At 52.4% G+C, this 23,301-nt stretch carries 18 protein-coding genes and 1 pseudogene; 10 read left to right on the top strand and 9 right to left on the bottom strand.

What is annotated here, in order from left to right; all coding sequences use genetic code 11:
- A pseudogene (locus tag JTI85_RS21200) lies at window positions 1-484 on the bottom strand (cytoplasmic protein); the annotation flags it as partial.
- A 133-nt stretch (window positions 485-617) separates the two neighbouring features.
- On the opposite strand from JTI85_RS21200, the gene JTI85_RS02280 reads away from it, so the two are divergent.
- A complete protein-coding gene (locus JTI85_RS02280; RefSeq protein WP_219352046.1) occupies window positions 618-2,174 on the top strand; it encodes a bifunctional UDP-sugar hydrolase/5'-nucleotidase in 1,557 nt (518 codons plus the stop codon).
- Window positions 2,175-2,212: 38 nt separating this feature from the next.
- On the opposite strand, the gene JTI85_RS02285 is transcribed toward JTI85_RS02280, so the two are convergent.
- Complete coding sequence (locus JTI85_RS02285; protein ID WP_048213984.1) at window positions 2,213-2,590, bottom strand: carboxymuconolactone decarboxylase family protein; 378 nt, start codon at window positions 2,588-2,590, stop codon at window positions 2,213-2,215.
- An 89-nt stretch (window positions 2,591-2,679) separates the two neighbouring features.
- On the opposite strand from JTI85_RS02285, the gene JTI85_RS02290 reads away from it, so the two are divergent.
- The 3 genes from JTI85_RS02290 to katG all read left to right on the top strand — a co-directional run bounded on the left by JTI85_RS02290 (window position 2,680) and on the right by katG (window position 6,982).
- Window positions 2,680-3,588: a LysR family transcriptional regulator gene (locus tag JTI85_RS02290; protein WP_061066978.1), complete on the top strand. Its 909-nt coding sequence runs from the start codon at window positions 2,680-2,682 to the stop codon at window positions 3,586-3,588.
- A gap of 157 nt (window positions 3,589-3,745) precedes the next feature.
- The gene (metF, locus tag JTI85_RS02295) at window positions 3,746-4,633 is read left to right on the top strand and encodes a methylenetetrahydrofolate reductase (RefSeq protein WP_005121692.1); all 888 of its coding nucleotides are present in this window, start codon (window positions 3,746-3,748) and stop codon (window positions 4,631-4,633) included.
- Window positions 4,634-4,801: 168 nt separating this feature from the next.
- On the top strand, window positions 4,802-6,982 hold the full coding sequence (katG, locus tag JTI85_RS02300) for a catalase/peroxidase HPI (RefSeq protein ID WP_061066979.1): 2,181 nt from the start codon (window positions 4,802-4,804) through the stop codon (window positions 6,980-6,982).
- Between the two features lie 85 nt (window positions 6,983-7,067).
- On the opposite strand, the gene JTI85_RS02305 is transcribed toward katG, so the two are convergent.
- The 6 genes from JTI85_RS02305 to argE form a co-directional block, all read right to left on the bottom strand.
- Window positions 7,068-8,171: a glycerol dehydrogenase gene (locus JTI85_RS02305; RefSeq protein ID WP_048213981.1), complete on the bottom strand. Its 1,104-nt coding sequence runs from the start codon at window positions 8,169-8,171 to the stop codon at window positions 7,068-7,070.
- A 12-nt stretch (window positions 8,172-8,183) separates the two neighbouring features.
- Window positions 8,184-8,846: a fructose-6-phosphate aldolase gene (fsa, locus tag JTI85_RS02310; protein WP_219352048.1), complete on the bottom strand. Its 663-nt coding sequence runs from the start codon at window positions 8,844-8,846 to the stop codon at window positions 8,184-8,186.
- Window positions 8,847-9,093: 247 nt separating this feature from the next.
- Window positions 9,094-9,942, bottom strand: coding sequence for an AraC family transcriptional regulator (locus tag JTI85_RS02315; RefSeq protein WP_219352049.1), 849 nt, complete (start codon window positions 9,940-9,942; stop codon window positions 9,094-9,096).
- Between the two features lie 85 nt (window positions 9,943-10,027).
- On the bottom strand, window positions 10,028-11,761 hold the full coding sequence (locus tag JTI85_RS02320) for a phosphoethanolamine transferase CptA (RefSeq protein WP_061066983.1): 1,734 nt from the start codon (window positions 11,759-11,761) through the stop codon (window positions 10,028-10,030).
- A gap of 209 nt (window positions 11,762-11,970) precedes the next feature.
- Window positions 11,971-14,622, bottom strand: a complete 2,652-nt coding sequence (gene ppc, locus JTI85_RS02325) for a phosphoenolpyruvate carboxylase (RefSeq protein ID WP_048213977.1) — start codon at window positions 14,620-14,622, stop codon at window positions 11,971-11,973.
- A gap of 242 nt (window positions 14,623-14,864) precedes the next feature.
- Entirely contained in the window at window positions 14,865-16,016 is a 1,152-nt protein-coding gene (gene argE / locus JTI85_RS02330; RefSeq protein WP_061066984.1) for an acetylornithine deacetylase, read from the bottom strand.
- A 155-nt stretch (window positions 16,017-16,171) separates the two neighbouring features.
- Here argE and argC point away from each other — a divergent pair, with 155 nt between their 5' ends.
- The 4 genes from argC (at window position 16,172) to oxyR (ending at window position 20,644) form a co-directional block, all read left to right on the top strand.
- Window positions 16,172-17,176 carry an N-acetyl-gamma-glutamyl-phosphate reductase gene (argC, locus tag JTI85_RS02335; RefSeq protein WP_116361113.1) on the top strand — a complete coding sequence of 335 codons (1,005 nt, stop codon included), beginning with the start codon at window positions 16,172-16,174 and terminating at the stop codon, window positions 17,174-17,176.
- Between the two features lie 7 nt (window positions 17,177-17,183).
- The gene (gene argB / locus JTI85_RS02340) at window positions 17,184-17,960 is read left to right on the top strand and encodes an acetylglutamate kinase (protein ID WP_137378532.1); all 777 of its coding nucleotides are present in this window, start codon (window positions 17,184-17,186) and stop codon (window positions 17,958-17,960) included.
- Between the two features lie 108 nt (window positions 17,961-18,068).
- Window positions 18,069-19,442 carry an argininosuccinate lyase gene (gene argH, locus JTI85_RS02345; protein WP_219352051.1) on the top strand — a complete coding sequence of 458 codons (1,374 nt, stop codon included), beginning with the start codon at window positions 18,069-18,071 and terminating at the stop codon, window positions 19,440-19,442.
- Window positions 19,443-19,726: 284 nt separating this feature from the next.
- Window positions 19,727-20,644, top strand: coding sequence for a DNA-binding transcriptional regulator OxyR (gene oxyR, locus JTI85_RS02350; protein ID WP_003028858.1), 918 nt, complete (start codon window positions 19,727-19,729; stop codon window positions 20,642-20,644).
- Here the strand turns inward: oxyR and sthA are convergent.
- The gene (gene sthA, locus JTI85_RS02355) at window positions 20,627-22,027 is read right to left on the bottom strand and encodes a Si-specific NAD(P)(+) transhydrogenase (protein WP_040233022.1); all 1,401 of its coding nucleotides are present in this window, start codon (window positions 22,025-22,027) and stop codon (window positions 20,627-20,629) included. The genes oxyR and sthA overlap by 18 nt on opposite strands.
- Before the next feature lie 191 nt (window positions 22,028-22,218).
- On the opposite strand from sthA, the gene fabR reads away from it, so the two are divergent.
- Both fabR and JTI85_RS02365 read left to right on the top strand, forming a co-directional pair.
- On the top strand, window positions 22,219-22,854 hold the full coding sequence (fabR, locus tag JTI85_RS02360; protein WP_003028862.1) for an HTH-type transcriptional repressor FabR: 636 nt from the start codon (window positions 22,219-22,221) through the stop codon (window positions 22,852-22,854).
- A 15-nt stretch (window positions 22,855-22,869) separates the two neighbouring features.
- Window positions 22,870-23,229 carry a YijD family membrane protein gene (locus tag JTI85_RS02365; RefSeq protein ID WP_003825114.1) on the top strand — a complete coding sequence of 120 codons (360 nt, stop codon included), beginning with the start codon at window positions 22,870-22,872 and terminating at the stop codon, window positions 23,227-23,229.
- Window positions 23,230-23,301: the final 72 nt, after the last annotated feature.

Consider the following 23,301-nt stretch of genomic DNA (forward strand, 5'->3'; position numbering starts at 1 on the left):
GATGGGGCGTGAAATTACTGGAAATATGCAGAATATTACCGCGAATAGCGTCAAAACTGAGCAACACATAGAGTTGCTGATCTGCACTGGCGCCCTGAAAAGGTACGATCAGAGAGACTGTTGCGATTTGTTCGGGCGGTTGGATGGCGACAAGCGGTTGCTGCTTTGGTGTCCAGACCTTTTTGCAGCTCCGGCACTGAACGCGTTGGCTGCCCTGAGGGTTATGTCCATAGAGGATGGTTTCCCGCTGATAACAACGTGGGCAAAAATGACTGCTTTGGGCGGCAAAATCCGTTAAATATGCTGACAACCACCTACCAAACTGTTCCTCATTAAACAGCGGGGGATAGCTGCCGCATGCCCGGCAATGCAGTGCGGCATAACCCAGCCGATACTCTGGCCAGCTGTAATCTGCTGAGCTCGCCAGTCCCAGATTTTGGCAGCCAAAGGATTTACAGCAATTGATAGTGAACGGAGATGTCATCGTATTACCAACGATTTTTAATGGTCGTTGATTTTGACCCGCGACTATCACCGGTGGATGTGAGTTTTCTCACATAAAAAACCCTTTCAGAACGTAACGTAGCGATTCTTTATATGACTGAAAGGGATTGATTATGAAGTTAAAAATGCTTGCTGTTGGTGTTCTGGTATCGTTGCCGCTCTGGGCGAGTGCCAAAGATGTCACAATTATTTATACCAACGATCTTCACGCCCACGTTGAACCTTATAAAGTCCCATGGATTGCTAATGGCACGCGTGACATTGGCGGTTGGGCCAATATCACGACGATGGTGAAGCAGGAGAAAGCGAAAAACAGCGCCACCTGGTTTTTTGATGCCGGTGATTATTTTACCGGGCCGTATATCAGCAGTCTGACCAAGGGTAAGGCGATTATCGATATCATGAACACCATGAATTTTGATGCTGTCACCATGGGTAATCATGAATTCGATCACGGTTGGGACAATACGCTACTGCAACTGAGTCAGGCGAAATTTCCCATCGTGCAGGGCAATATCTTTTATCAGAACAGCAGCAAAATGTTCTGGGATAAGCCTTACACCATTATTGAAAAAGATGGCGTGAAGATTGGTGTGATTGGCCTGCACGGCGTGTTTGCTTTTGATGATACGGTTTCCGCTGCGACACGTGTCGGTATTGAAGCGCGCGATGAAGTGAAGTGGTTGCAACGCTATATCGATGAGCTTAAAGGCAAAGTCGATCTCACCGTGGCGCTGATCCATGAAGGCACGCCAGCGCGTCAGTCCAGTCTGGGCGGCACCGATGTGCGCCGTGCGCTGGATAAAGACATCCAGACCGCAGGCCAGGTGCAGGGGCTGGATATCCTGATCACCGGTCATGCGCATGTGGGCACGCCGGAGCCGATTAAAGTCGGTAACACCCTGATTCTTTCCACCGACAGCGGGGGCATTGATGTGGGTAAACTGGTGCTGGATTATCAGCAGAAACCGCATCAATTTACCGTGAAGAACTTCGAGCTAAAGACCATTTTTGCGGATGAGTGGCAGCCAGACCCGCAGACGAAACAGGTCATCGATGGCTGGAATAAAAAGCTTGATAAGGTGGTACAACAAACGGTTGCAAACTCTCCGGTTGAGCTGACGCGTGCTTACGGTGAATCTTCTTCGTTGGGCAATCTGGCGGCGGATGCGTTGCTGGTAGCGGCAGGTAAAGATACCCAGTTAGCGCTTACTAACTCAGGCGGCATCCGTAATGAAGTCCCCGCAGGAGCCATCACCATGGGGGCGGTCATTAGCACCTTCCCGTTCCCGAACGAGCTGGCCACAATGGATCTCACCGGTAAGCAGTTGCGTAGTTTGATGGAGCACGGTGCGAGTTTAAGTAACGGTGTTTTGCAGGTATCTAAAGGCCTGGAGATGAAGTATGACAGCAGTAAACCGGTCGGTCAGCGAGTCACCGTATTGACGTTAAACGGCCAACCCATTGAAGACGCCACCATCTATCACATTGCCACCAATAGCTTCCTGGCGGACGGTGGTGATGGTTTTGCCGCATTTACCGAAGGTAAAGCGCGAAATACATCCGGAGGCTACTACATCTCTAATGCGGTTGTTGATTATTTCAAAGCGGGAAATCCGCTGACGGATGAGCAACTCAAAGGCATGCGTGTGGCAGATGTGAAACCGTAGCGAGCTCAGGCCAGCAGACAATCCGCTGGCCTGTTGTTTTAGCCTCTGTGAGAGGCAAACACCTCTTTCGCGGCAAACAAACCATTGAGTGCCGCGGGGAAGCCAGCATATACGGCCATCTGCATAATCACTTCAACGATCTCATCCTGCGTTAAACCCACGTGTAATGCCGCGCCAATATGTACTTTCAGTTGCGGTGTGGCGTTACCCAGCGCAGTTAATGCCGCGACGGTAGCTATTTCTCTACTGCGTAAATCCAGCCCCGGTCTTGAATAGATGTCGCCAAAAGGAAATTCAATCAGGTATTGGGCGAAGTCTGGCGCAATGTCCTGCAGACTTTCGATGACTGCATCGCCCCCTTTGCCATCTACTTTTTGCAACATCTCCTGGCCGGTAATAAAGCGTTCTGAAAGCATCATTTCTTCCTCTATCGTGTGGTCTGTGGCGTGAGGATAGAGCGCGCAGAATGATTGGGATAATACCGTTTCCGTGATACTTTTTTGGTATGACAATATCGCCCCTGCACTCTCTGGATATCCGTCTGCTGCGCTACTTCACCGTAGTGGCCGAAGAGAACAACATGAGCCGTGCGGCGCAACGTCTTTTTATGTCGCAGCCGCCGCTAAGCCGTCATATTCGCCAGCTTGAAGAACGCCTGGGGGTGACGCTTTTTGTCCGTCATACCCGTGGGCTTACGCTGACGGAGGACGGCCAGCGCGTACTTGAAATGGTGCGTCCGCTGCTGGCGCTACAGGACAAGACCTATATTGCATTGAGCCAGTTGGCGCAGATGGAGGTGCAACCTCTGCGTTTAGGATTAAGCACGGCGTTTGAACAGGGCGTTTTTGTGGCGCTTGAATCAACGCTAAATGCTCGTGTAAAAATGCTGCGTGTCATGCGTCACGGCTCACCTGAACTTGTTCGTCAGGTAAGGCGAGGCAAACTGGATGCGGCGCTGGTGGCTTTGCCTATTGAGGCATCTGGGCTTACCGTCACCCCTTTAGCCTGGCAAGAGCCGATAATTGCTGCATTACCCTCCTTTTGGTCAGAGGCTTGTACGGCTTCTCTTTCCTTATCGGCACTCAACCACCGACCGTTGTTCTGGTTCCAGCGGGAACGTAACCCGGCTTTCTTTGACTATACCCGGCAGATTTTCCACCGCGCTGGTTACTCTCCTTCCTGTCTTGAAGAACCACTGGAGCATGATGTGCTGCTTGCGCGGATTGCCCAGGGCGATGGTTTAAGTTTGCTCCCGGCTTCATTTGCTGCTATCCAGCGCCAGGGCGTGGTATTCCATCCACTGAGCGATGCTGAGCTGTGTATCCGTGCCGGGTTAGTGATGTTGCCTGAAAATGAGAGCCGGTTGCAGTGGGTGCAAGAACTCATGACGCAATCCCTCATCAATTCAGACTGATGTGAATTTTTTTCACGTTGGCTGAGTATTCCTCACCTTTAGCGATGATTTTTGTGTTGACGCCAGCATGCTTTTCCGTCATTTTTACATCTAGACGTCTAAACGTATAGCAGTTCACAACACAACATATAACGACAAAAGATTGATGAGGTAAGGTATGAGCTTTTTTCACGCCAACCAGCGGGAAGCCCTGAATCAGAGCCTGGCAGAAGTTGCCGGTCAGATTAACGTTTCATTTGAGTTTTTCCCGCCGCGCACCAGTGAAATGGAGCAAACCCTGTGGAACTCCATCGATCGCCTGAGCAGCCTGAAGCCGAAGTTTGTTTCAGTCACTTACGGTGCAAACTCTGGTGAGCGCGACCGTACGCACAGCATTATTAAAGGCATTAAGGATCGCACGGGTCTTGAAGCGGCGCCGCACCTGACCTGCATTGATGCGACCCGTGATGAGCTGCGTACCATTGCTCAGGACTACTGGAACAACGGTATTCGGCATATTGTGGCCCTGCGTGGTGACCTGCCGCCGGGAAGTGGTAAACCGGATATGTATGCTTCTGACCTGGTGACGCTGCTGAAAGACGTTGCTGACTTTGATATCTCCGTTGCGGCTTACCCGGAAGTGCACCCGGAAGCAAAGAGTGCTCAGGCTGATTTGCTGAACCTGAAGCGTAAGGTTGACGCCGGTGCGAACCGTGCGATTACCCAGTTCTTCTTCGATGTAGAAAGCTATCTGCGTTTTCGCGATCGCTGCGTGTCTGCGGGTATCGATGTGGAAATTATTCCGGGTATCCTGCCAGTCTCCAACTTTAAGCAGGCGAAAAAATTTGCCGACATGACCAATGTTCGTATCCCTTCCTGGATGTCGACAATGTTTGATGGTCTGGATGATGATGCCGAAACCCGCAAGCTGGTAGGGGCGAATATCGCCATGGACATGGTGAAAATCCTCAGTCGCGAAGGGGTGAAAGATTTTCACTTCTATACGCTCAACCGCGCTGAGATGAGCTACGCTATTTGTCACACACTGGGTGTAAGACCGAATTAAACAGATGCCCCAGCCCTCTACGGAGGGCTTTTTATTGATCATTTTGATCTACATCTCTGTAACGTAAAATATAAAAGGAATTAGCTATCGAATCTGTGGGTTATTTCGACTATATCTTATCTCTGGTGGTGTATATCGTAGTCAGAACACTGTAAAGGGAGCATATAGATGAGCATGTCCGACGATAGCCAAAACGCATCAACTGCCGGTAAGTGTCCTTTTCATCAGGGCGGTCACGACCAGAGCGCGGGAGCAGGAACGAACAACCGCGACTGGTGGCCTAATCAACTCCGTGTAGATTTGCTGAACCAACATTCCAACCGTTCGAACCCGCTGGGCGAGGACTTCAACTACCGCAAAGAATTTAGCAAACTCGACTATTCTGCCCTGAAAGGGGATCTCAGAGCCCTTCTGTCCGAATCTCAACCGTGGTGGCCTGCCGACTGGGGTACCTATGCCGGTTTATTCATCCGTATGGCATGGCACGGTGCAGGGACTTATCGCTCCATCGATGGACGCGGTGGCGCGGGTCGCGGACAGCAGCGTTTTGCACCACTGAATTCCTGGCCGGACAACGTTAGCCTTGATAAGGCGCGTCGTCTGCTGTGGCCAATCAAGCAGAAATATGGTCAGAAAATTTCCTGGGCCGACCTGTTTATCCTCGCGGGTAACGTGGCGCTGGAAAACTCAGGTTTCCGTACCTTCGGTTTTGGCGCAGGGCGTGAAGACGTCTGGGAACCGGATCTGGACGTAAACTGGGGTGATGAGAAAGCCTGGCTGACTCACCGCCATCCTGAAGAGTTGGCAAAAGCGCCGCTGGGCGCAACCGAAATGGGCCTTATCTATGTGAACCCGGAAGGGCCGGACCATAGCGGCGAACCGCTTTCTGCGGCAGCGGCTATTCGCGCGACCTTCGGTAACATGGGAATGAACGACGAAGAAACTGTCGCGCTGATTGGTGGTGGTCATACGTTGGGCAAAACCCACGGTGCAGCACCAGCATCCCATGTTGGTCCTGATCCGGAATCCGCACCAATTGAAGCGCAGGGCCTGGGCTGGGCCAGCAGCTACGGCAGCGGCTCGGGTGCAGATGCCATCACTTCTGGTCTGGAAGTTGTCTGGACGCAGACTCCGACCCAGTGGAGCAACTATTTCTTCGAGAACCTGTTCAAATATGAGTGGGTGCAAACTCGCAGCCCGGCAGGCGCTATTCAGTTTGAAGCGGTTGACGCACCGGAGATTATCCCCGATCCGTTTGATCCGTCGAAAAAACGCAAGCCAACAATGCTGGTCACCGACCTGACCTTGCGCTTTGATCCTGAGTTCGAGAAGATCTCTCGTCGTTTCCTTAACGATCCGCAGGCGTTCAACGAAGCCTTTGCCCGTGCGTGGTTTAAACTGACGCACCGTGATATGGGGCCGAAAGCGCGTTACATCGGACCGGAAGTACCGCAAGAAGATCTGATTTGGCAGGATCCACTGCCGCATGCGTTCTTCAACCCAAGCGAAGAAGACATTCTTAACCTGAAGGCGACCATTGCAGCTTCCGGACTTTCTGTCAGTGAGCTGGTATCGGTGGCGTGGGCTTCCGCATCGACTTTCCGTGGTGGTGACAAACGTGGTGGCGCTAACGGTGCGCGTCTGGCGCTGGATCCACAGCGCGGCTGGGATGTGAATGCCACCGCAGCACGCGTTCTGCCTGTGCTGGAAGGTATTTATAAATCTGCTCATACCGCCTCGTTGGCTGATATTATCGTGCTGGCCGGTGTGGTCGGTGTCGAGAAAGCGGCAAGCGCGGCGGGTGTTAACATCACTGTACCTTTTGTTCCGGGCCGCGTAGATGCGCGTCAGGACCAAACCGATATCGAGATGTTTGAGCTGCTGGAGCCTATTGCAGATGGTTTCCGTAACTATCGTGCCCGTCCTGACGTGTCGACCACCGAGTCGCTGCTGATCGATAAAGCGCAGCAGCTGACCCTGACAGCACCGGAAATGACCGTACTGGTGGGCGGGATGCGCGTACTGGGTGCCAACTTTGATGGTAGCCAGCATGGCGTCTTTACCGATCGTCCTGGCGTACTCAGCACTGACTTCTTCGTCAATCTGCTGGATATGCGTCATGAGTGGAAGGCGGTTGATGAGTCAAAAGAGCTGTTTGAAGGCCGTGATCGTCTGAGCGGCGAAGTAAAATACACCGCAACCCGCGCCGATCTGGTATTTGGTTCTAACTCTGTACTGCGCGCAGTGGCTGAAGTTTATGCCTGCAGCGATGCCCACGAGAAGTTCGTGAGAGATTTCGTGGCCGCATGGGTGAAAGTGATGAACCTGGATCGTTTCGATCTGCTGTAACAGACGATGCCGGATGCCGCTTGTGCGGGTCCGGCATCGTAGGAATAAAAAAATCCCCGCATTTGCGGGGATTTTTATTGGCAGGTTATTCCCACTCTTGCAGATACCGCTGGCCATACTGATCGGCCACCAGCAGCGCAGCGTAAACCTGATCCGGCGTGGCGCCGCCCGGCATGTTGTGGATAGTTTCGCCTTCGGCACAAGCCGCTTCTGCCACAATACGCATTTTCGCCGGGATATCCTGTTTGATGTCCAGTTGCGCCAGGGTAATCGGCAAGCCAACGGAATGGCACAGCGCTGCCACGGTTTCGATTTCGTCTACCGGCGCGTTTTCCAGCACCAGTTGCGTCAATGTACCGAAAGCCACCTTCTCACCGTGGTAGTAGTGATGCGCATCCGGGATTGCCGTCAGACCGTTATGAATGGCGTGTGCCGCAGCCAGGCCACCGCTTTCAAAACCGACGCCGCTCAGATAGGTATTGGCTTCAATTACGCGCTCCAGTGCAGGCGTGACCACGTGCTGCTCGGCGGCCAGCATCGCTTTTTCACCTTCTTCTATCAGTGTATTGAAGCACAGCTCTGCTAGCGCCAGCGCCGCCTGAGTACACTGACCACCCGCCATGGTTGTTGCGCCGCTGCGTGAGCAGGCGCGTGCTTCAAACCAGGTTGCCAGCGCATCGCCGATACCTGCTGCCAGCAGACGCGCCGGTGCGCCCGCGACAATTTTGGTATCAACAATGACCCTGTCCGGGTTGTTCGGCAGCAGCAGATAGCGGTCAAATTCACCGGCATCAGTGTAAATGACGGACAGTGCGCTACACGGTGCATCGGTGGAGGCGATGGTTGGCGCAATGGCGACCGGTACACCCATAAAGTGCGCCAGGGCTTTGGCGGTATCCAGCGTTTTACCGCCGCCGATACCGAGCACGGCCCCGCATTGCGCTTTTTCCGCTACGCCACGCAGGCGGTCGATTTCGTTTTGCGAACATTCGCCGCCAAATGGTGCAATTTCCAGCGCCAATCCGGCGTCATGGAAGCTTTTTTCCAGCGCAGGTTGGGCAAAGCCTAAGACAAACTTGTCCCCAACGACCAGCCAGCGCTCTGCCAGTGGTTTGAGGTAGCTGCCAAGACGGGTAATAACATCAGCACCCTGGATGTACTTACCAGGTGATTGAATAATGCGATCCATACTTTATTTCCCTCACAGGTTGATGTGACCAAATGCGTTGTTCCAGTCCTGCTCAAACTTCTCTATCGCTGACTCTACCGCAGGGGTATTGAGCATTTGTTGCGCTACGTCTAATGGCAGGGTGATTGCTTCACATCCTGCCAGCAAGCAATCCAGCGCCTGACGCGGAGTTTTAAAGCTGGCCGCCAACACCATGCTGTCTGGCGCATGCAGTTCCAGCAATGTTTGCAGTTCTTGTACTGTGCGAATTCCGTCGCCGCCCTGAGCGTCAATACGGTTAACGTAAGGTGCGATATATTTTGCCCCAGCCAGCGCAGCCAGTAGCCCCTGAGAAGCACTGTAAACGGCGGTTCCCAGTGTGGTGATACCCTCTTTTTTCAGCATTTTGATCGCGGCCAGACCTTCAGCCGTGACGGGAATCTTCACCACCAGACCGGGCACGGCGTTGCTCAGGCGTTTAGCTTCTTCCACCATGCCCTGCGCATCCCGGCTCATGGTCTGGGCAAACAGAATACCCTCTTTGCCAATGGCGTTCTGCAGGCGTGGCAGTACATCCCAGATAGATTCTTTGCTTGCTGCCACAATGCTTGGGTTGGTGGTGACGCCCGCGATAGGGAAGATGCGTGCCAGACGTTCGACTTCTGCGACGTTGGCGGTATCAAGATAAAGTTCCATACAAAAACACCCTCTACGTTTTCCGTTAGCTGCCCGTTGCCGGGTTGCTTTGCTATGCACAGGATAAGAGTGTTTCGTCACGCGGCGCTATCTGACAAATCTGCCAAAAGCTGGATAAATGTAATATGTCTAAAAAAGTGAGAGATACTTCACATGTAAGTGATATGTGCTGGTATATGTTTTTTGATAATACAAAAATCCAGTAAATGTTACCTTTGTCTCCGTTTTCTGTCCCAGTATGCGACTATTACTGGTCAGTTTTTTTCTCCGTCAACTGGCTGTGATATTGCCGACGATACTCTGACGGCGAACGTTCAGTATTCTTGCGAAACAGGCGGCAGAAGTAGTTGCTGTCAATAAACCCACAGGTGTGCGCCACGTCTTTGATCTTCAGCTCGTAACCCTTGAGCAACGTTTTTGCGTGTTCCAGTCGCGTGTGGTTCAGGTATTCGTTAAACCCGATAGCGCCCGTTTTTTGAAACAGGTGGGAGAGGTAGTTGGGTGAAATGTAAAACGCCTGTGCGACGGATTCACGGGTGAGCGGCGAAGCGTAGCGTTCGTCAATATAGCTGCGAATGGCGTCGAAAAGCGCCTGACTACGTGATGCGGTTTGGATCTGGCTGCCGAGCAGATCGCGACAGTGGCTCAGCAAGCTCGCAACGATTAGCCTGGCCGTTTGCTGCTCCTGTGGCTGCATTTGCATCTCATGGAGCGTTTGCAGCAGAAAAGAGCCAATACGCGGCCCACGCCGAGCGACGTGCTGGTGGGTAAGGTTTTGATATTGCTTGCCGTCCCATTGGACGATGCTGAAACCCAGTTGCTGTTTGCCGAACAGAATGCTGAGTGTCGTGACCGGTGTGACCCACTGCGGAATATTCCAGCCGCCAGCCGGAACAAACAAGACATCGCCGGGGGTAAGCACCTTATCGATACCAGAATCCGCAAATTCACCTTCCAGCACAATTTCCAGCCTGGGAAAATCGACCTGATACGCCAGTTCCGGCGTTGTGCTAGTGGTGCTGGCAAAATAAATCTGCCGCAGCGGCGTGGGGCCGTTAATCAGGCGGGAAAGTAGGTGGCTGATGTTGTGATACATGTGAATCCCTGACAGCTCGTGGACAGGGAAACAGTAACCGTCATCATAAAAAAAGGCCACTCTTAAAGAGTGGCCTGAGAGGGCATTACTGATTCCCGATTTGATCGCCGTAAGGCAGGGAGTCGTAATCAATCAGGGCGTTTTTCTTGTACGGATTACCAATCCAGCGGGTCGTCTCTTTGAACTCCGGGCTGGTAATAGAACGGGTCGGATCGAAACCGTCGTACGTAAAGCCGGCCAAATCTGACCAGGTATGGATAAGTTCAGAGCTGCTGTACTTGCGATTAACGTCCTGTGAGAAGTCGCGTGGGTGCGCAGCCTGCCATTTTTCAGACGTCCACAGCAGGAACGGTACCGTATACATATGGCGCGTTGGGCTATCTTCGTTACGGCCCTGCGTTTTATGTGGCGGCGTGTCATACACTTCTTCACCATGGTCAGAGAAGTAGAGCAGGAAGCCGTTTGGATCAGTTGCTTTGTAGTCTTTGATCAGGCTGGCAATGATATGGTCGTTATAGACGTTGGCATTGTCATAATCGTTATATGACTCCAGTTCATCACTGCTCAGACCTGCAGGTACGTTCTCGGTATTACCGTCAAACTTGCCCTGTCCTTCCGGATAGCGGAATTTGTATTTAATGTGCGTACCCAGCAAGTGAACGATGATGAACTTTTTCGGAGCCGGGTCGGCCATGACTTCTTTAAACGGCGCCAGTACGTTGCTGTCATATTCACGCGCACTTTGGGTACGCTGCTGGTTCATATAGAACTGCTTGTCTGTCTGCCGGGAAAATACGGTCAGCATGGTGTTACGGGCGGTCATTGTTTGCTGGTTGGTGATCCAGAAGGTTTTATAACCCGCCTGTTTCATCATATTCATCAACGACGGCTGCGTCAGATATAAATCCGGGTTCTTCTCGTTCGCGAAGGTCAGCGCCTGTTGCAGGATTTCAATCGTGTACGGACGTGAGGTCACGACATTATTGAAAACGGTGAAGTTTGGATCGGATTTATGCAGCGCATCCAGTTCCGGCGTGGTTTCACGTGGGTAGCCGTACAGGCTCATGCGGCCACGTTGAGTTGACTCGCCAATCACCAGCACCAGCGTACGCGGAGCATCACCAGAATTGTCTTTAAAGTTAGCCAGTGGTGGCAGTGCGTTGTTCTCATTCAGCAGGCTATTTAATGCGGTCAATTGTTGACGGTATTGATAATAACCAGAGATGAACTGCCATGGCGCGGCAGGCTCCATGCGCGATGCAAGGCCGCCCAGCGTTTTCTCAAAAGGCTTATGCTTGATAAACGTATTGACGGTCATTGGGTGCAGAATTAAACCGTACAACAGCGCAAATGACACCAGATAACGCCATGGCGAAGGAATATGAACCGGGCGTAAACGCGTCCACAGTAGGATTGCGGTTGCTGTGTAGGCCAGTGCGATAAGTACGATCTTGAGACTGAAATATTGGCTCAGATATTCGCGGGCTTCGTTGGCGTTGGTTTCAAACATGACGAACAGAACGCTTTGTGAGAATTCTTGTCCGTAAATAACATAATAACTCAGCGCGGCCAATGAAGCAGCCCAGAGTGCCACACCAATAACGGCAGCGATAATGCGAATACGGTTCGGGAATAAGAATACCGGAATCAACCACAATGAGCTGAACAGTATTGAGTCGCGTAATCCGTTAGTTCCGCTATAGCCAGTAAAATAAATAATGGCCTGGAGTAAGGTAGAGAAGAACCAAAAATAGAGGAGTGCCCAACCCAGGGCTTTCCAGCTAAATTTGGGTTTAGACTGGAGTTGTAAGGATTGCATAGTGTGAGCCTGTCTTTAATCGTAGCGCCAACGTTAGCGGCTAAACATTAAGAGGATCTGAAGCAATGCGAGTCGAAAATCGCGTTCTGCTAACAAATATCCATTGGATGTATAAAATGCAGACAGGAATATATTAAAAATGAGATGGTTATGACAGCAGTATTTTATATCACCCTCGCGCAATAGCACGAGGGTGACAGGCATAAAAATTAGCCGGTGTTACGCATGCCGGCAGCAACGCCAGCAATTGTCACCATCAGCGCTTGTTCGACGCGTGGGTCTGGTGCATGACCTTGCTCTTCTGCCTGGCGCGAACGATATAATAATTCGGCCTGTAAGACGTTCAGTGGGTCAGTATAAATATTCCTTAACTGAATAGACTCGGCAATCCATGGTAGATCGGCCATCAAATGTGAGTCATTGGCGATTGCCAACACCACATTGATATCGGCTTCCAGACGCTGACGCAGTTCTTCACCCAATGGCCAAAGCTCTTTTTTGACCAGGCGCTGATCGTAGTACTCCGCCAGCCACAGGTCAGCTTTTGAGAACACCATCTCCAGCATGCCAAGACGCGTGGAGAAGAATGGCCAGTCACGGCACATTGCTTCAAGCTCGCTTTGCTTACCGTCTTCAACCACTTTTTGCAGTGCCGTACCCGCACCCAGCCAGGCCGGAAGCATCAGGCGGTTCTGCGTCCAGGCGAAGATCCACGGAATAGCACGCAGAGACTCTACGCCACCGGTCGGGCGACGTTTTGCCGGACGTGAGCCGAGTGGTAACTTGCCCAGTTCCTGCTCTGGTGTTGCGGAACGGAAGTAAGGAACGAAGTCTTTGTTTTCACGAACATATCCACGATAGAGATCGCAGGAGATATCTGAAAGCTCATCCATGATATGACGCCAGTTATCTTTTGGCTCCGGCGGCGGTAACAGGTTAGCCTCCAGAATTGCGGCAGTGTACAGCGACAGGCTGCTGATGGTGACTTCCGGCAGGCCGTACTTAAAGCGGATCATCTCACCTTGTTCTGTCACGCGCAGGCCGCCTTTCAGGCTGCCTGGCGGTTGAGAGAGCAGTGCCGCATGGGCAGGCGCGCCGCCGCGACCAATGGAGCCGCCGCGACCGTGGAACAGCGTCAGTTCGATACCGGCTTTTTCGCAGGTTTTGATCAGCGCGTCCTGTGCCTGGTATTGCGCCCAGGAGGCCGCCATCACGCCCGCATCTTTTGCGGAGTCAGAGTAGCCAATCATGACCATCTGTTTGCCCTGAATAAAGCCGCGATACCAGTCGATATTCAGTAGCTGGCTCATGACATCATCGGCGTTGTTCAGGTCGTCCAGCGTCTCAAACAGCGGGGCAACAGGCATAGCAAAACCAATGCCGGATTCTTTCAGCAGTAAATGCACGGCCAGTACGTCAGACGGTGTTTTCGCCATTGAGATAACATAGGCAGCAATGGAGCCATAAGGCGCTTCGGCAATCACCCGGCAGGTATCGAGCACTTCACGGGTATCGTTGCTCGGCTCCCAGTGACGCGGCAACAGCGGACGCTTGGAATTCAGCTCGCGGATCAGGAACGCTTGTTTATCCGCTTCTGACCAGTTTTCGTAGTCGCCAATTCCCAGATAGCGGGTCAGTTCGCCCAGTGCTTCGGTATGACGAGTGCTTTCCTGACGAATATCAATGCGTACCAGCGGTACGCCAAAACATTTCACGCGCCTAAGGGTGTCGAGCAACTCGCCATTGGCGATGATGCCCATACCACAGGCCTGCAGAGACTGGTAACACGCGTACAGCGGCTCCCAAAGCTGTTCGTTTTGGGTTAGCAGGCCAACAGGTTTTGGCAGTTTTTCGCCTTTCAGACGCGCTTCCAGCCAGGCCTGAGTTGCCATCAGACGTGAACGCAGCATTTTCATCAGATAGCGATAAGGTTCTGCCGCACCTTCTTCACCGACCAGCGCCATCAGTTCCGGTGTGGCTTCAACCATCGACAGTTCAGAAATCAAAAACTGGATGTCTTTCAGGAACAGGTCAGTGGCTTTCCAACGGCTAAGCAGCAGCACATGGCGGGTGATATCTGCGGTGACATTCGGGTTACCATCACGGTCGCCGCCCATCCAGGAGGTAAAACGTACCGGAACAAAATCGACAGGTAGCTTATAGCCCAGATGTTCTTCCAGCTGTTCATTTAGCTCGCGCAGGTAGTTGGGTACGCCTTCCCACAGGCTGTTTTCAACCACTGCGAAGCCCCATTTGGCTTCATCAACCGGGCTTGGTCGTAGTTTACGGATTTCATCCGTATGCCAGGACTGAGCAATCAACTGACGCAAACGACGCATCAGCTGGTGGCGCTCGTAATCGACGATGTCTTTATTATCAAGCTGTTTGAGGCATGCGTTTACTTCACCCATTTTATGAATCAAGGTGCGGCGGGTGATTTCGGTTGGGTGCGCGGTCAACACCAGCTCCAGAGACAGCGATTCCACGGCTTTCTTGATGGTGGTTTCATCGAGGTTGGGCTGGTCTTTCAATTTACGCAGGGTGCGAGCAATCACTTCCGGGTTGCTGGCAGCTTCGCCTTTTGGCGAAATACTATGGTACTGCTCGGCGGTATTGGCCAGATTCAGGAACTGGCTAAATGCGCGGGCAACGGGCAGCAGCTCGTCGTTAGACAGATTTTGCAGTGTGGTGAGCAGTTCCTGGCGATTAACTTCATTGCCAGCGCGGGATGACTTGGACAACTTACGGATTGTTTCTACGCGGTCGAGAATGTTCTCTCCCAGCGCGTCCTTGATGGTCTCTCCCAGCACTTTGCCGAGCATACTGACATTACTACGCAACGCGGAATATTGTTCGTTCATATTTACCCAGACACCCCATCTTGAAATTATTAGCCCTGTATTTTTCGGGCTTAACTTTTTAGCCGTCTTTTATAAAGCCACGTAAAACTCGTGGCGTCAATTGCTGCGAAATCGGTTCAGCAAACGAAAAAATGGCGGCAATTTACGTTATTTAATTCACATCGAACCAAATAAGCGTTGCTTATGGAAATGTTAAGAAATCGCCCCAATTACCCCTAAAGGGTTGTCAGGGCAACAAGCCGCTAATGCCAGCAGAAATGGTGCACAACCTGGGTGATTAATTCGCGGGTTGGCTTAATAAAGCGTGTTTCCAGATATTCATCCGGCTGATGTGCCTGATTAATAGAACCGGGACCCAATACCAGTGTCGGACACAGCGTCTGGATAAAGGGCGCTTCGGTGCAGTAGTTCACTACTTCAGTCTGTGCGCCCAGCAGTTTCTCAACCACCTCGACCAGCTGATGATCCGGCGGACACTCATAGCCAGGAATCGGCGGATGCAGTTCCGATACGGTCAGGCGACCCGGCCAACGTTCACTGACCGGGGCCAGCGCATCGTTGAGTAGCCCATTCAGATCGTTAAGCGTCATACCCGGTAGCGGGCGAATATCCATATGCAGTTCGCAGCAGGCGCAGATACGGTTAGCAGCATCGCCGCCATGAATATGGCCCAGATTTAACGTGGGGTACGGCACGGTAAAGGCGTCATGGTGATAGCGTTCTTTCAGGTCATCGCGCAGCTTCATGATATGGCCGATGGCATCATGCATCAGTTCAATCGCATTCACGCCGCGTGCCGGATCGCTTGAGTGACCCGACTGACCCAAAATTCGAATTGCGTTGGAGATATGGCCTTTGTGCGCGCGAACGGGCTGCAGAGATGTCGGTTCGCCAATGATTGCACAGTCCGGGCGGAGCGAGGTCGTTTCAGAAAAGTAACGTGCGCCGGCCATACTGGTTTCTTCATCAGCGGTAGCCAGAATGTAGAGTGGTTTTTTCAGTTTCGTTACATCCACACCGCGCAGTGCATCGAGAATAAAGGCGAAAAAGCCTTTCATATCCGCCGTACCCAGACCGTAAAGCTTATTGTCGTGTTCGGTGAGGGTGAAGGGATCGCGTGTCCAACGGCCATCGTCAAAAGGTACGGTATCGGTATGGCCTGCCAACAACAGGCCGCCAGCACCGTGCCCGACACTCGCCAGCATGTTGAATTTATTGCGCGTACCAGGAACAGGCTGAACTTCAACATTGAAGCCTAAATCTTTAAACCAGTTCGCCAGCAGAGTGATTAAACCTGCATTGCTTTGATCGAGCGCTTCTTCGGTTGCGCTAATCGATGGCGTGGCAATCAGAGCGCGGTAAATCTCGATAAATGGCGGTAAATTGTTTTTCATTGTTGACACACCTCGGGTCATGATAGTATCAATATTCATGCAGTATTTGTGAATAAAAATACAATAATGTTGAGCGTAATAAAACCCACCAAGTGTAAGGTGAGGTGATAAAGGCTTATACCTGGCAACCGAATCTAAGAAGGTGAACAGCTCCGATGTTGAATACGCTGATTGTGGGCGCGAGTGGCTACGCTGGCGCAGAGCTTGTGACCTATGTAAATCGCCATCCTGATATGACCATAACCGCTTTGACCGTCTCAGCGCAAAGCAATGATGCAGGAAAATTAATCTCCGATTTACATCCGCAGCTAAAAGGCATTGTCGATTTGCCGTTACAGCCAATGTCCGATATCAGCGAGTTTAGCGCAGGGGTGGACGTTGTGTTTCTCGCGACGGCTCATGAGGTCAGTCATGATCTGGCACCGCAGTTTCTGCGTGCCGGGTGTGTGGTGTTTGACCTCTCAGGCGCGTTCCGCGTAAACGACGGCGCATTTTATGAGAAATACTATGGCTTTACCCATCAGCATCCTGAACTGCTGGAACAGGCGGTATACGGTCTGGCTGAGTGGAGCGCAGACAGACTGAAAGACGCGAATTTGATTGCTGTGCCGGGTTGTTACCCGACGGCAGCACAATTGTCGCTGAAACCACTGATTGATGCCGGGCTGTTGGATCTCCGTCAGTGGCCGGTGATTAACGCCACCAGTGGGGTGAGCGGTGCGGGCCGTAAGGCCGCTATTTCGAACAGCTTTTGTGAAGTGAGCCTGCAACCGTATGGCGTGTTTACTCACCGCCATCAGCCGGAAATCGCGACTCATCTGGGTACGGAGGTGATCTTCACTCCACATCTGGGCAATTTCCCACGTGGGATCCTGGAAACCATTACCTGCCGTCTGAATGCGGGTGTAACTCAGGCTCAGGTAGCGCAGACGTTGCAACAGGCATATAGCGATAAACCACTGGTGCGTCTGTATGAAAAAGGCGTTCCGGCACTGAAAAACGTGGTTGGCTTACCGTTCTGTGATATCGGATTTGCAGTGCAGGGCGAACATCTGATTGTGGTAGCGACTGAAGATAACTTATTGAAGGGCGCGGCGGCACAGGCGATGCAGTGCGCAAATATCCGTTTCGGCTTTGCTGAGACGCAGTCTCTTATTTAAGGGTGCAATGATGAATCCATTAATTATCAAGCTGGGCGGCGTTTTACTGGATAGCGAAGAGGCGCTGGAGCGTCTGTTTACCGCGTTGGTAAATTATCGCGAGTCGCACCAGCGTCCGCTGGTCATTGTGCACGGTGGTGGCTGTGTCGTCGACGAGCTGATGAAACAACTCAATCTGCCGGTGAAAAAGAAAAATGGTCTGCGTGTTACGCCAGCCGATCAAATCGACATCATCACAGGGGCACTGGCGGGAACGGCGAATAAAACCTTGCTGGCCTGGGCGAAGAAACATCAAATTGCCTCTGTGGGTCTGTATCTTGGCGATGGCGACAGTGTAAAAGTGACGCCACTAGATAAAGAGTTGGGTCACGTTGGACTGGCGCAGCCGGGTTCGCCTAAGCTGATTAACACGCTGCTGGAAGGGGGTTTTCTGCCAGTAGTGAGTTCCATTGGCGTTACTGAGGATGGGCTGTTGATGAACGTTAATGCCGATCAGGCGGCGACGGCGCTGGCGGCAACGCTGGGTGCGGATCTGATCCTGCTTTCTGATGTGAGCGGTATTCTGGATGGCAAAGGCCAGCGTATTGCCGAAATGACCGCGACGAAAGCGGAACAGCTGATTGAGCAGGGTATTATTACCGATGGCATGATCGTGAAGGTCAATGCGGCGCTGGATGCTGCGCGTACGCTGGGCCGCCCGGTAGATATCGCTTCCTGGCGTCATGCTGAGCAACTCCCGGCGTTGTTTAACGGCACGCCGATTGGTACGCGTATTCTGGCTTAACTATTAATGTGCCGGATGGCGGCTTCGCCTTATCCGGCCTGGATGGGTTTTGTAGGCCCGGTAAGCGTAGCGCCACCGGGCAAAAATATCATATTAAGGAAATTCGTTATGGCACTTTGGGGTGGGCGTTTTACACAGGCAGCAGATCAGCGGTTCAAACAGTTCAACGACTCGTTGCGTTTTGACTACCGCCTGGCAGAGCAGGATATTGTCGGCTCTGTGGCCTGGTCCAAAGCGCTGGTAACCGTCGGCGTACTGACTGCTGATGAACAACTGCAACTGGAAGAAGCGTTGAATAATCTGCTGGAAGAGGTTCGCGCGAATCCGCAGCAGATCCTGCAAAGCGATGCTGAAGATATTCACAGCTGGGTGGAAGGCAAGCTGATTGATAAAGTCGGGCAGTTAGGTAAAAAACTGCACACCGGGCGTAGCCGTAATGACCAGGTGGCAACTGATCTTAAACTGTGGTGCAAAGACACGGTCATGGAACTGCTGTCTGCTAATCGTCAGTTGCAAAGCGCGTTGGTCGACACCGCGCAAGATAATCAGGACGCGGTTATGCCGGGTTACACGCACTTGCAACGTGCACAGCCGGTGACGTTTGCTCACTGGTGTCTGGCTTATGTCGAAATGCTGGCACGTGACGAGAGCCGTCTGCAGGACGCGCTTAAGCGTCTGGACGTTAGTCCGTTAGGCTGCGGCGCGCTGGCGGGTACGGCGTATGAAATCGATCGCGAGCAGCTGGCGGGCTGGTTGGGCTTTGCCTCGGCGACCCGCAACAGCCTGGACAGCGTTTCTGATCGTGACCATGTACTGGAGTTGCTCTCTGATGCCTCTATCGGCATGGTGCATCTGTCGCGTTTTGCTGAAGATCTGATTTTCTTTAACACCGGTGAAGCGGGCTTTGTCGAGCTGTCCGATCGTGTGACCTCAGGTTCATCTCTGATGCCGCAGAAGAAAAACCCGGATGCATTAGAGCTGATCCGTGGCAAATGCGGTCGCGTGCAGGGTGCGTTGACCGGCATGATGATGACACTGAAAGGTCTGCCGCTGGCGTACAACAAAGATATGCAGGAAGACAAAGAAGGGCTGTTCGACGCGCTCGACACCTGGCTGGACTGTCTGCATATGGCCGCGCTGGTGCTGGATGGCATCCAGGTGAAACGTCCGCGTTGTCAGGAAGCGGCGCAGCAGGGTTATGCCAACGCCACTGAATTGGCGGATTATCTGGTTGCCAAAGGTTTTCCGTTCAGAGAAGCACACCATATCGTAGGTGAGACGGTGGTTGAGGCGATTCGTCAGGGCAAACCGCTGGAAGCGCTGTCGCTTGCTGACTTGCAAAAGTTCAGCAGCGTCATTGGCGATGATGTCTATCCGATACTCTCACTGCAATCCTGTCTGGATAAACGTGCGGCGAAAGGCGGCGTGTCACCCCAGCAGGTTGCGCAGGCGATCGACGATGCAAAGGCGCGTCTCGCATAACCTTTGTTGTTGTAGGCCTGACAAGCGTAGCGTCATCAGGCAAAAAGTTATCAGAGCCTGGCATTAAGCCGGGCTTTTTTATGCAAAAAAATGCGGACCAGAGGTCCGCAAAAGTTCACGTTGGCTTTAGTTATTTCGAGTATGAGAACGGACAGGCGCTTCAAGGGTTAAAGGGTACCGTTCCGTTTCTGTGGTGCATTATTAAACAGAAAGCTTGATAGGGATAATCGTTCGTTGCTATGCTACCTATCGCCATTAACTATCGTGGCGATGGAGGATGAATAATGAATATTCGTGATCTTGAATACCTGGTGGCGCTAGCCGAGCATCGTCACTTCCGGCGAGCGGCGGACTCCTGCCACGTCAGCCAGCCAACGCTTAGCGGGCAAATCCGCAAACTGGAAGATGAGCTTGGCGTTATGCTGCTGGAGCGTACGAGTCGTAAAGTGCTGTTCACTCAGGCAGGTTTACTGCTGGTGGATCAGGCGCGTACCGTGCTGCGCGAGGTCAAAGTGCTCAAGGAAATGGCAAGCCAACAAGGCGAGACAATGTCAGGCCCGCTGCACATTGGTTTGATCCCAACGGTGGGGCCATACCTGTTGCCGCATATTATCCCTATGTTGCACCAGACCTTCCCGAAACTGGAAATGTACCTGCATGAAGCGCAGACACATCAGCTGCTGGCACAACTGGATAGCGGTAAGCTCGACTGCGTCATTCTGGCGCTGGTGAAAGAGAGTGAGGCGTTCATCGAAGTACCGCTATTTGATGAGCCTATGCTGCTGGCGATCTATGAAGATCACCCATGGGCAAACCGTGACTGTGTGCCGATGTCAGATTTAGCAGGTGAAAAACTGCTGATGCTGGAAGATGGCCACTGCCTGCGCGATCAGGCAATGGGCTTCTGCTTTGAAGCGGGTGCTGATGAAGATACCCATTTTCGGGCAACCAGTCTGGAAACGCTGCGTAACATGGTGGCGGCAGGAAGCGGGATTACCTTACTGCCTGCGCTGGCTGTTCCGCCGGAGCGTAAGCGTGATGGTGTCGTTTATCTGCCATGCATTAAACCCGAACCGCGTCGTACGATTGGTCTGGTGTACCGTCCTGGTTCGCCGCTGCGCAGCCGTTATGAACAGCTGGCAGAGGCCATCCGGGGATCAATGGATGGCCATTTCGACAGTGCGTTAAAACAGGCGGTTTAAGCCATTTAGCGCCGCTACCCGATAGGCTTCTGCCATGGTTGGGTAGTTAAAGGTGGTGTTAACGAAGTACTCGATGGTGTTACCACCACCTTTTTGCTCCATGATCGCCTGACCGATATGAATAATTTCGGCTGCGCGTTCCCCAAAGCAGTGGATCCCCAAAATCTCTTTGGTCTCGCGATGGAACAGGATCTTCAGCGTTCCGACACTCATACCGACGATTTGCGCCCGCGCCAGATGTTTAAACTGGGCGCGACCGACTTCGTATGGGACTTTCATTGCCGTTAGCTGCTGTTCGGTTTTACCGACGGAGCTGATTTCCGGAATGGTATAAATCCCGGTCGGGATATCTTCAATCAGATGCGCGGTGGCTTCGCCTTTGACCAGTGCCTGGGCGGCAATGCGTCCCTGGTCGTAGGCCGCCGATGCCAGGCTCGGATAACCGATCACATCGCCAACGGCATAGACGTGCGGCAGCGCGGTCTGATACATGCTATTTACTTTGAGCTGCCCGCGACTGTCGGTTTTCAGACCAATATTTTCCAGTGCCAGCGAATCGGTATTACCGGTGCGACCATTGGCGTACAGCAGACAGTCTGCTTTCAGCTTTTTACCGGATTTCAGGTGCATGATGACGCCGTCATCACAGCCTTCAATTCGCTCATACTCTTCATTGTGGCGAATGACCACGCCGCTGTTCCAGAAGTGGTATGAGAGCGAATCGGACATCTCTTGATCGAGGAATGCCAGCAGGCGATCGCGGGTGTTAATTAAATCAACTTTTACGTCCATTCCACGGAAGATCGACGCATATTCACAGCCAATCACGCCTGCGCCATAAATCAGAACATGGCGAGGTTCGTGATGCAGGCTGAGGATAGAATCACTGTCGTAAACGCGTGGGTGCGAAAAATCGACGTCAGTTGGGTGATAAGGGCGTGAGCCACAGGCAATAACAAACTTATCTGCGGTGAGTGTTTCCACTGTACCGTCGTGGCATTCCAGGGCGATCGTGTGTTCATCAACAAAACGGGCATTGCCCTGCAAAATTTCGCAGTGGTTACGCTCGTAAAATCCTTGCCGCATACGCGTTTGCTGATTAATGACGTTATCAGCGTGGTTGAGAATATCGGCGAAAGAAGAACGAAGAAGTCGGGAATGGTCGCTATAAAGTGGGTTCTGATTGAATTCGATAATACGGCTGACTGCGTGGCGGAGCGCTTTCGACGGGATTGTGCCCCAATGGGTACAGCCTCCGCCGACGTTATGATAGCGCTCAATTACCGCGACGCGCGCTCCTTGCTTAACCAGACCCATTGCAGCGCCTTCGCCGCCGGGACCGGAACCTATTACTATTGCATCGTAATCGTAGGAATGTGACATGGTCAGGCTTACCTGTTCTTATACATAAAAGCAACAGAATAGTAACATCGTTGTCAGGATAACCCAATTATCGTTGTGCTTTTTTGCGAAGTCGAAGCACAAACTGCGCGTAAACAATCATTCACAAAGCCATGCCAACCGCCTAATCTCTGGTATAGTGCCAGCAAGGTATGTGGAAGGATTCAGACATCGTGATGGGCGTTAGAGCGCAACAAAAAGAGAAAACCCGGCGTTCGCTGGTAGAAGCCGCATTTAGTCAACTCAGCGCTGAGCGTAGTTTTGCCAGCCTCAGTTTACGCGAAGTCGCTCGTGAAGCGGGCATTGCGCCAACCTCGTTTTATCGCCATTTCCGCGATGTGGATGAACTCGGTCTGACGATGGTGGACGAGAGTGGTCTGATGCTGCGCCAGTTGATGCGCCAGGCGCGTCAGCGCATCGCTAAAGGCGGGAGTGTGATCCGCACCTCGGTCTCAACATTTATGGAGTTCATCGGCAACAATCCCAACGCCTTCCGTTTATTATTGCGCGAGCGTTCGGGGACTTCCGCAGCGTTTCGTGCAGCGGTCGCACGTGAAATTCAGCACTTCATTGCGGAACTTGCGGACTATCTGGAACTCGAAAACCATATGCCTCGTGCGTTTACTGAAGCGCAAGCCGAAGCCATGGTAACCATTGTTTTCAGCGCCGGGGCAGAAGCACTGGATGTTGGCGCTGAACAGCGTCGGCAGCTGGAAGAGCGGCTGGTATTGCAACTGCGCATGATCGCGAAAGGCGCATTTTATTGGTACCGCCGTGAACAAGAGAAGATGACGCACCACTCCGAGTAACGAGAAGGACAAGCAATGAAACAGTCAGGTCAAGATAAAGGTACGCTGCTGCTGGCGCTGGTTGCTGGCTTATCGATCAATGGCACATTTGCGGCGCTGTTTAGCTCCATTGTGCCATTCTCAGTATTTCCGATTATTTCGCTGGTGCTGACGGTTTATTGTCTGCATCAACGCTATCAGAACCGCACTATGCCTGTGGGGCTACCGGGCCTGGCTGCCGCCTGTTTTATTCTCGGCGTTCTGTTGTACAGCACCGTGGTACGTGCTGAATATCCGGATATTGGCTCTAACTTCTTCCCGGCGGTACTGTCGGTGATTCTGGTGTTCTGGATCGGCTTTAAAGTGCGTAACCGTAAACAGGAAATTGCGGAGTAACAGTTGTCGCTGTAGGCCGGATAAGGCAAAGCCGCCATCCGGCAATCTGAACCGGTAGTGCTTATCCGGCCT

Source organism: Citrobacter sp. Colony219, assembly GCF_019382635.1.
GTDB classification, from domain to species: domain Bacteria; phylum Pseudomonadota; class Gammaproteobacteria; order Enterobacterales; family Enterobacteriaceae; genus Citrobacter; species Citrobacter youngae.

Excerpts from the sequence above, each read along its gene's own strand:
- metF (WP_005121692.1), top strand. The coding sequence starts at position 3,746 with ATGAGCTTTTTTCACGCCAACCAGCGGGAAGCCCTGAATCAGAGCCTG.
- argH (WP_219352051.1), top strand. The coding sequence starts at position 18,069 with ATGGCACTTTGGGGTGGGCGTTTTACACAGGCAGCAGATCAGCGGTTC.
- JTI85_RS02365 (WP_003825114.1), top strand. The coding sequence starts at position 22,870 with ATGAAACAGTCAGGTCAAGATAAAGGTACGCTGCTGCTGGCGCTGGTT.
- argC (WP_116361113.1), top strand. The coding sequence starts at position 16,172 with ATGTTGAATACGCTGATTGTGGGCGCGAGTGGCTACGCTGGCGCAGAG.
- oxyR (WP_003028858.1), top strand. The coding sequence starts at position 19,727 with ATGAATATTCGTGATCTTGAATACCTGGTGGCGCTAGCCGAGCATCGT.
- argB (WP_137378532.1), top strand. The coding sequence starts at position 17,184 with ATGATGAATCCATTAATTATCAAGCTGGGCGGCGTTTTACTGGATAGC.
- ppc (WP_048213977.1), bottom strand. The coding sequence starts at position 14,622 with ATGAACGAACAATATTCCGCGTTGCGTAGTAATGTCAGTATGCTCGGC.
- JTI85_RS02315 (WP_219352049.1), bottom strand. The coding sequence starts at position 9,942 with ATGTATCACAACATCAGCCACCTACTTTCCCGCCTGATTAACGGCCCC.
- sthA (WP_040233022.1), bottom strand. The coding sequence starts at position 22,027 with ATGTCACATTCCTACGATTACGATGCAATAGTAATAGGTTCCGGTCCC.
- JTI85_RS02280 (WP_219352046.1), top strand. The coding sequence starts at position 618 with ATGAAGTTAAAAATGCTTGCTGTTGGTGTTCTGGTATCGTTGCCGCTC.
- JTI85_RS02305 (WP_048213981.1), bottom strand. The coding sequence starts at position 8,171 with ATGGATCGCATTATTCAATCACCTGGTAAGTACATCCAGGGTGCTGAT.
- argE (WP_061066984.1), bottom strand. The coding sequence starts at position 16,016 with ATGAAAAACAATTTACCGCCATTTATCGAGATTTACCGCGCTCTGATT.
- JTI85_RS02320 (WP_061066983.1), bottom strand. The coding sequence starts at position 11,761 with ATGCAATCCTTACAACTCCAGTCTAAACCCAAATTTAGCTGGAAAGCC.
- katG (WP_061066979.1), top strand. The coding sequence starts at position 4,802 with ATGAGCATGTCCGACGATAGCCAAAACGCATCAACTGCCGGTAAGTGT.
- fsa (WP_219352048.1), bottom strand. The coding sequence starts at position 8,846 with ATGGAACTTTATCTTGATACCGCCAACGTCGCAGAAGTCGAACGTCTG.
- JTI85_RS02290 (WP_061066978.1), top strand. The coding sequence starts at position 2,680 with ATGACAATATCGCCCCTGCACTCTCTGGATATCCGTCTGCTGCGCTAC.
- JTI85_RS02285 (WP_048213984.1), bottom strand. The coding sequence starts at position 2,590 with ATGCTTTCAGAACGCTTTATTACCGGCCAGGAGATGTTGCAAAAAGTA.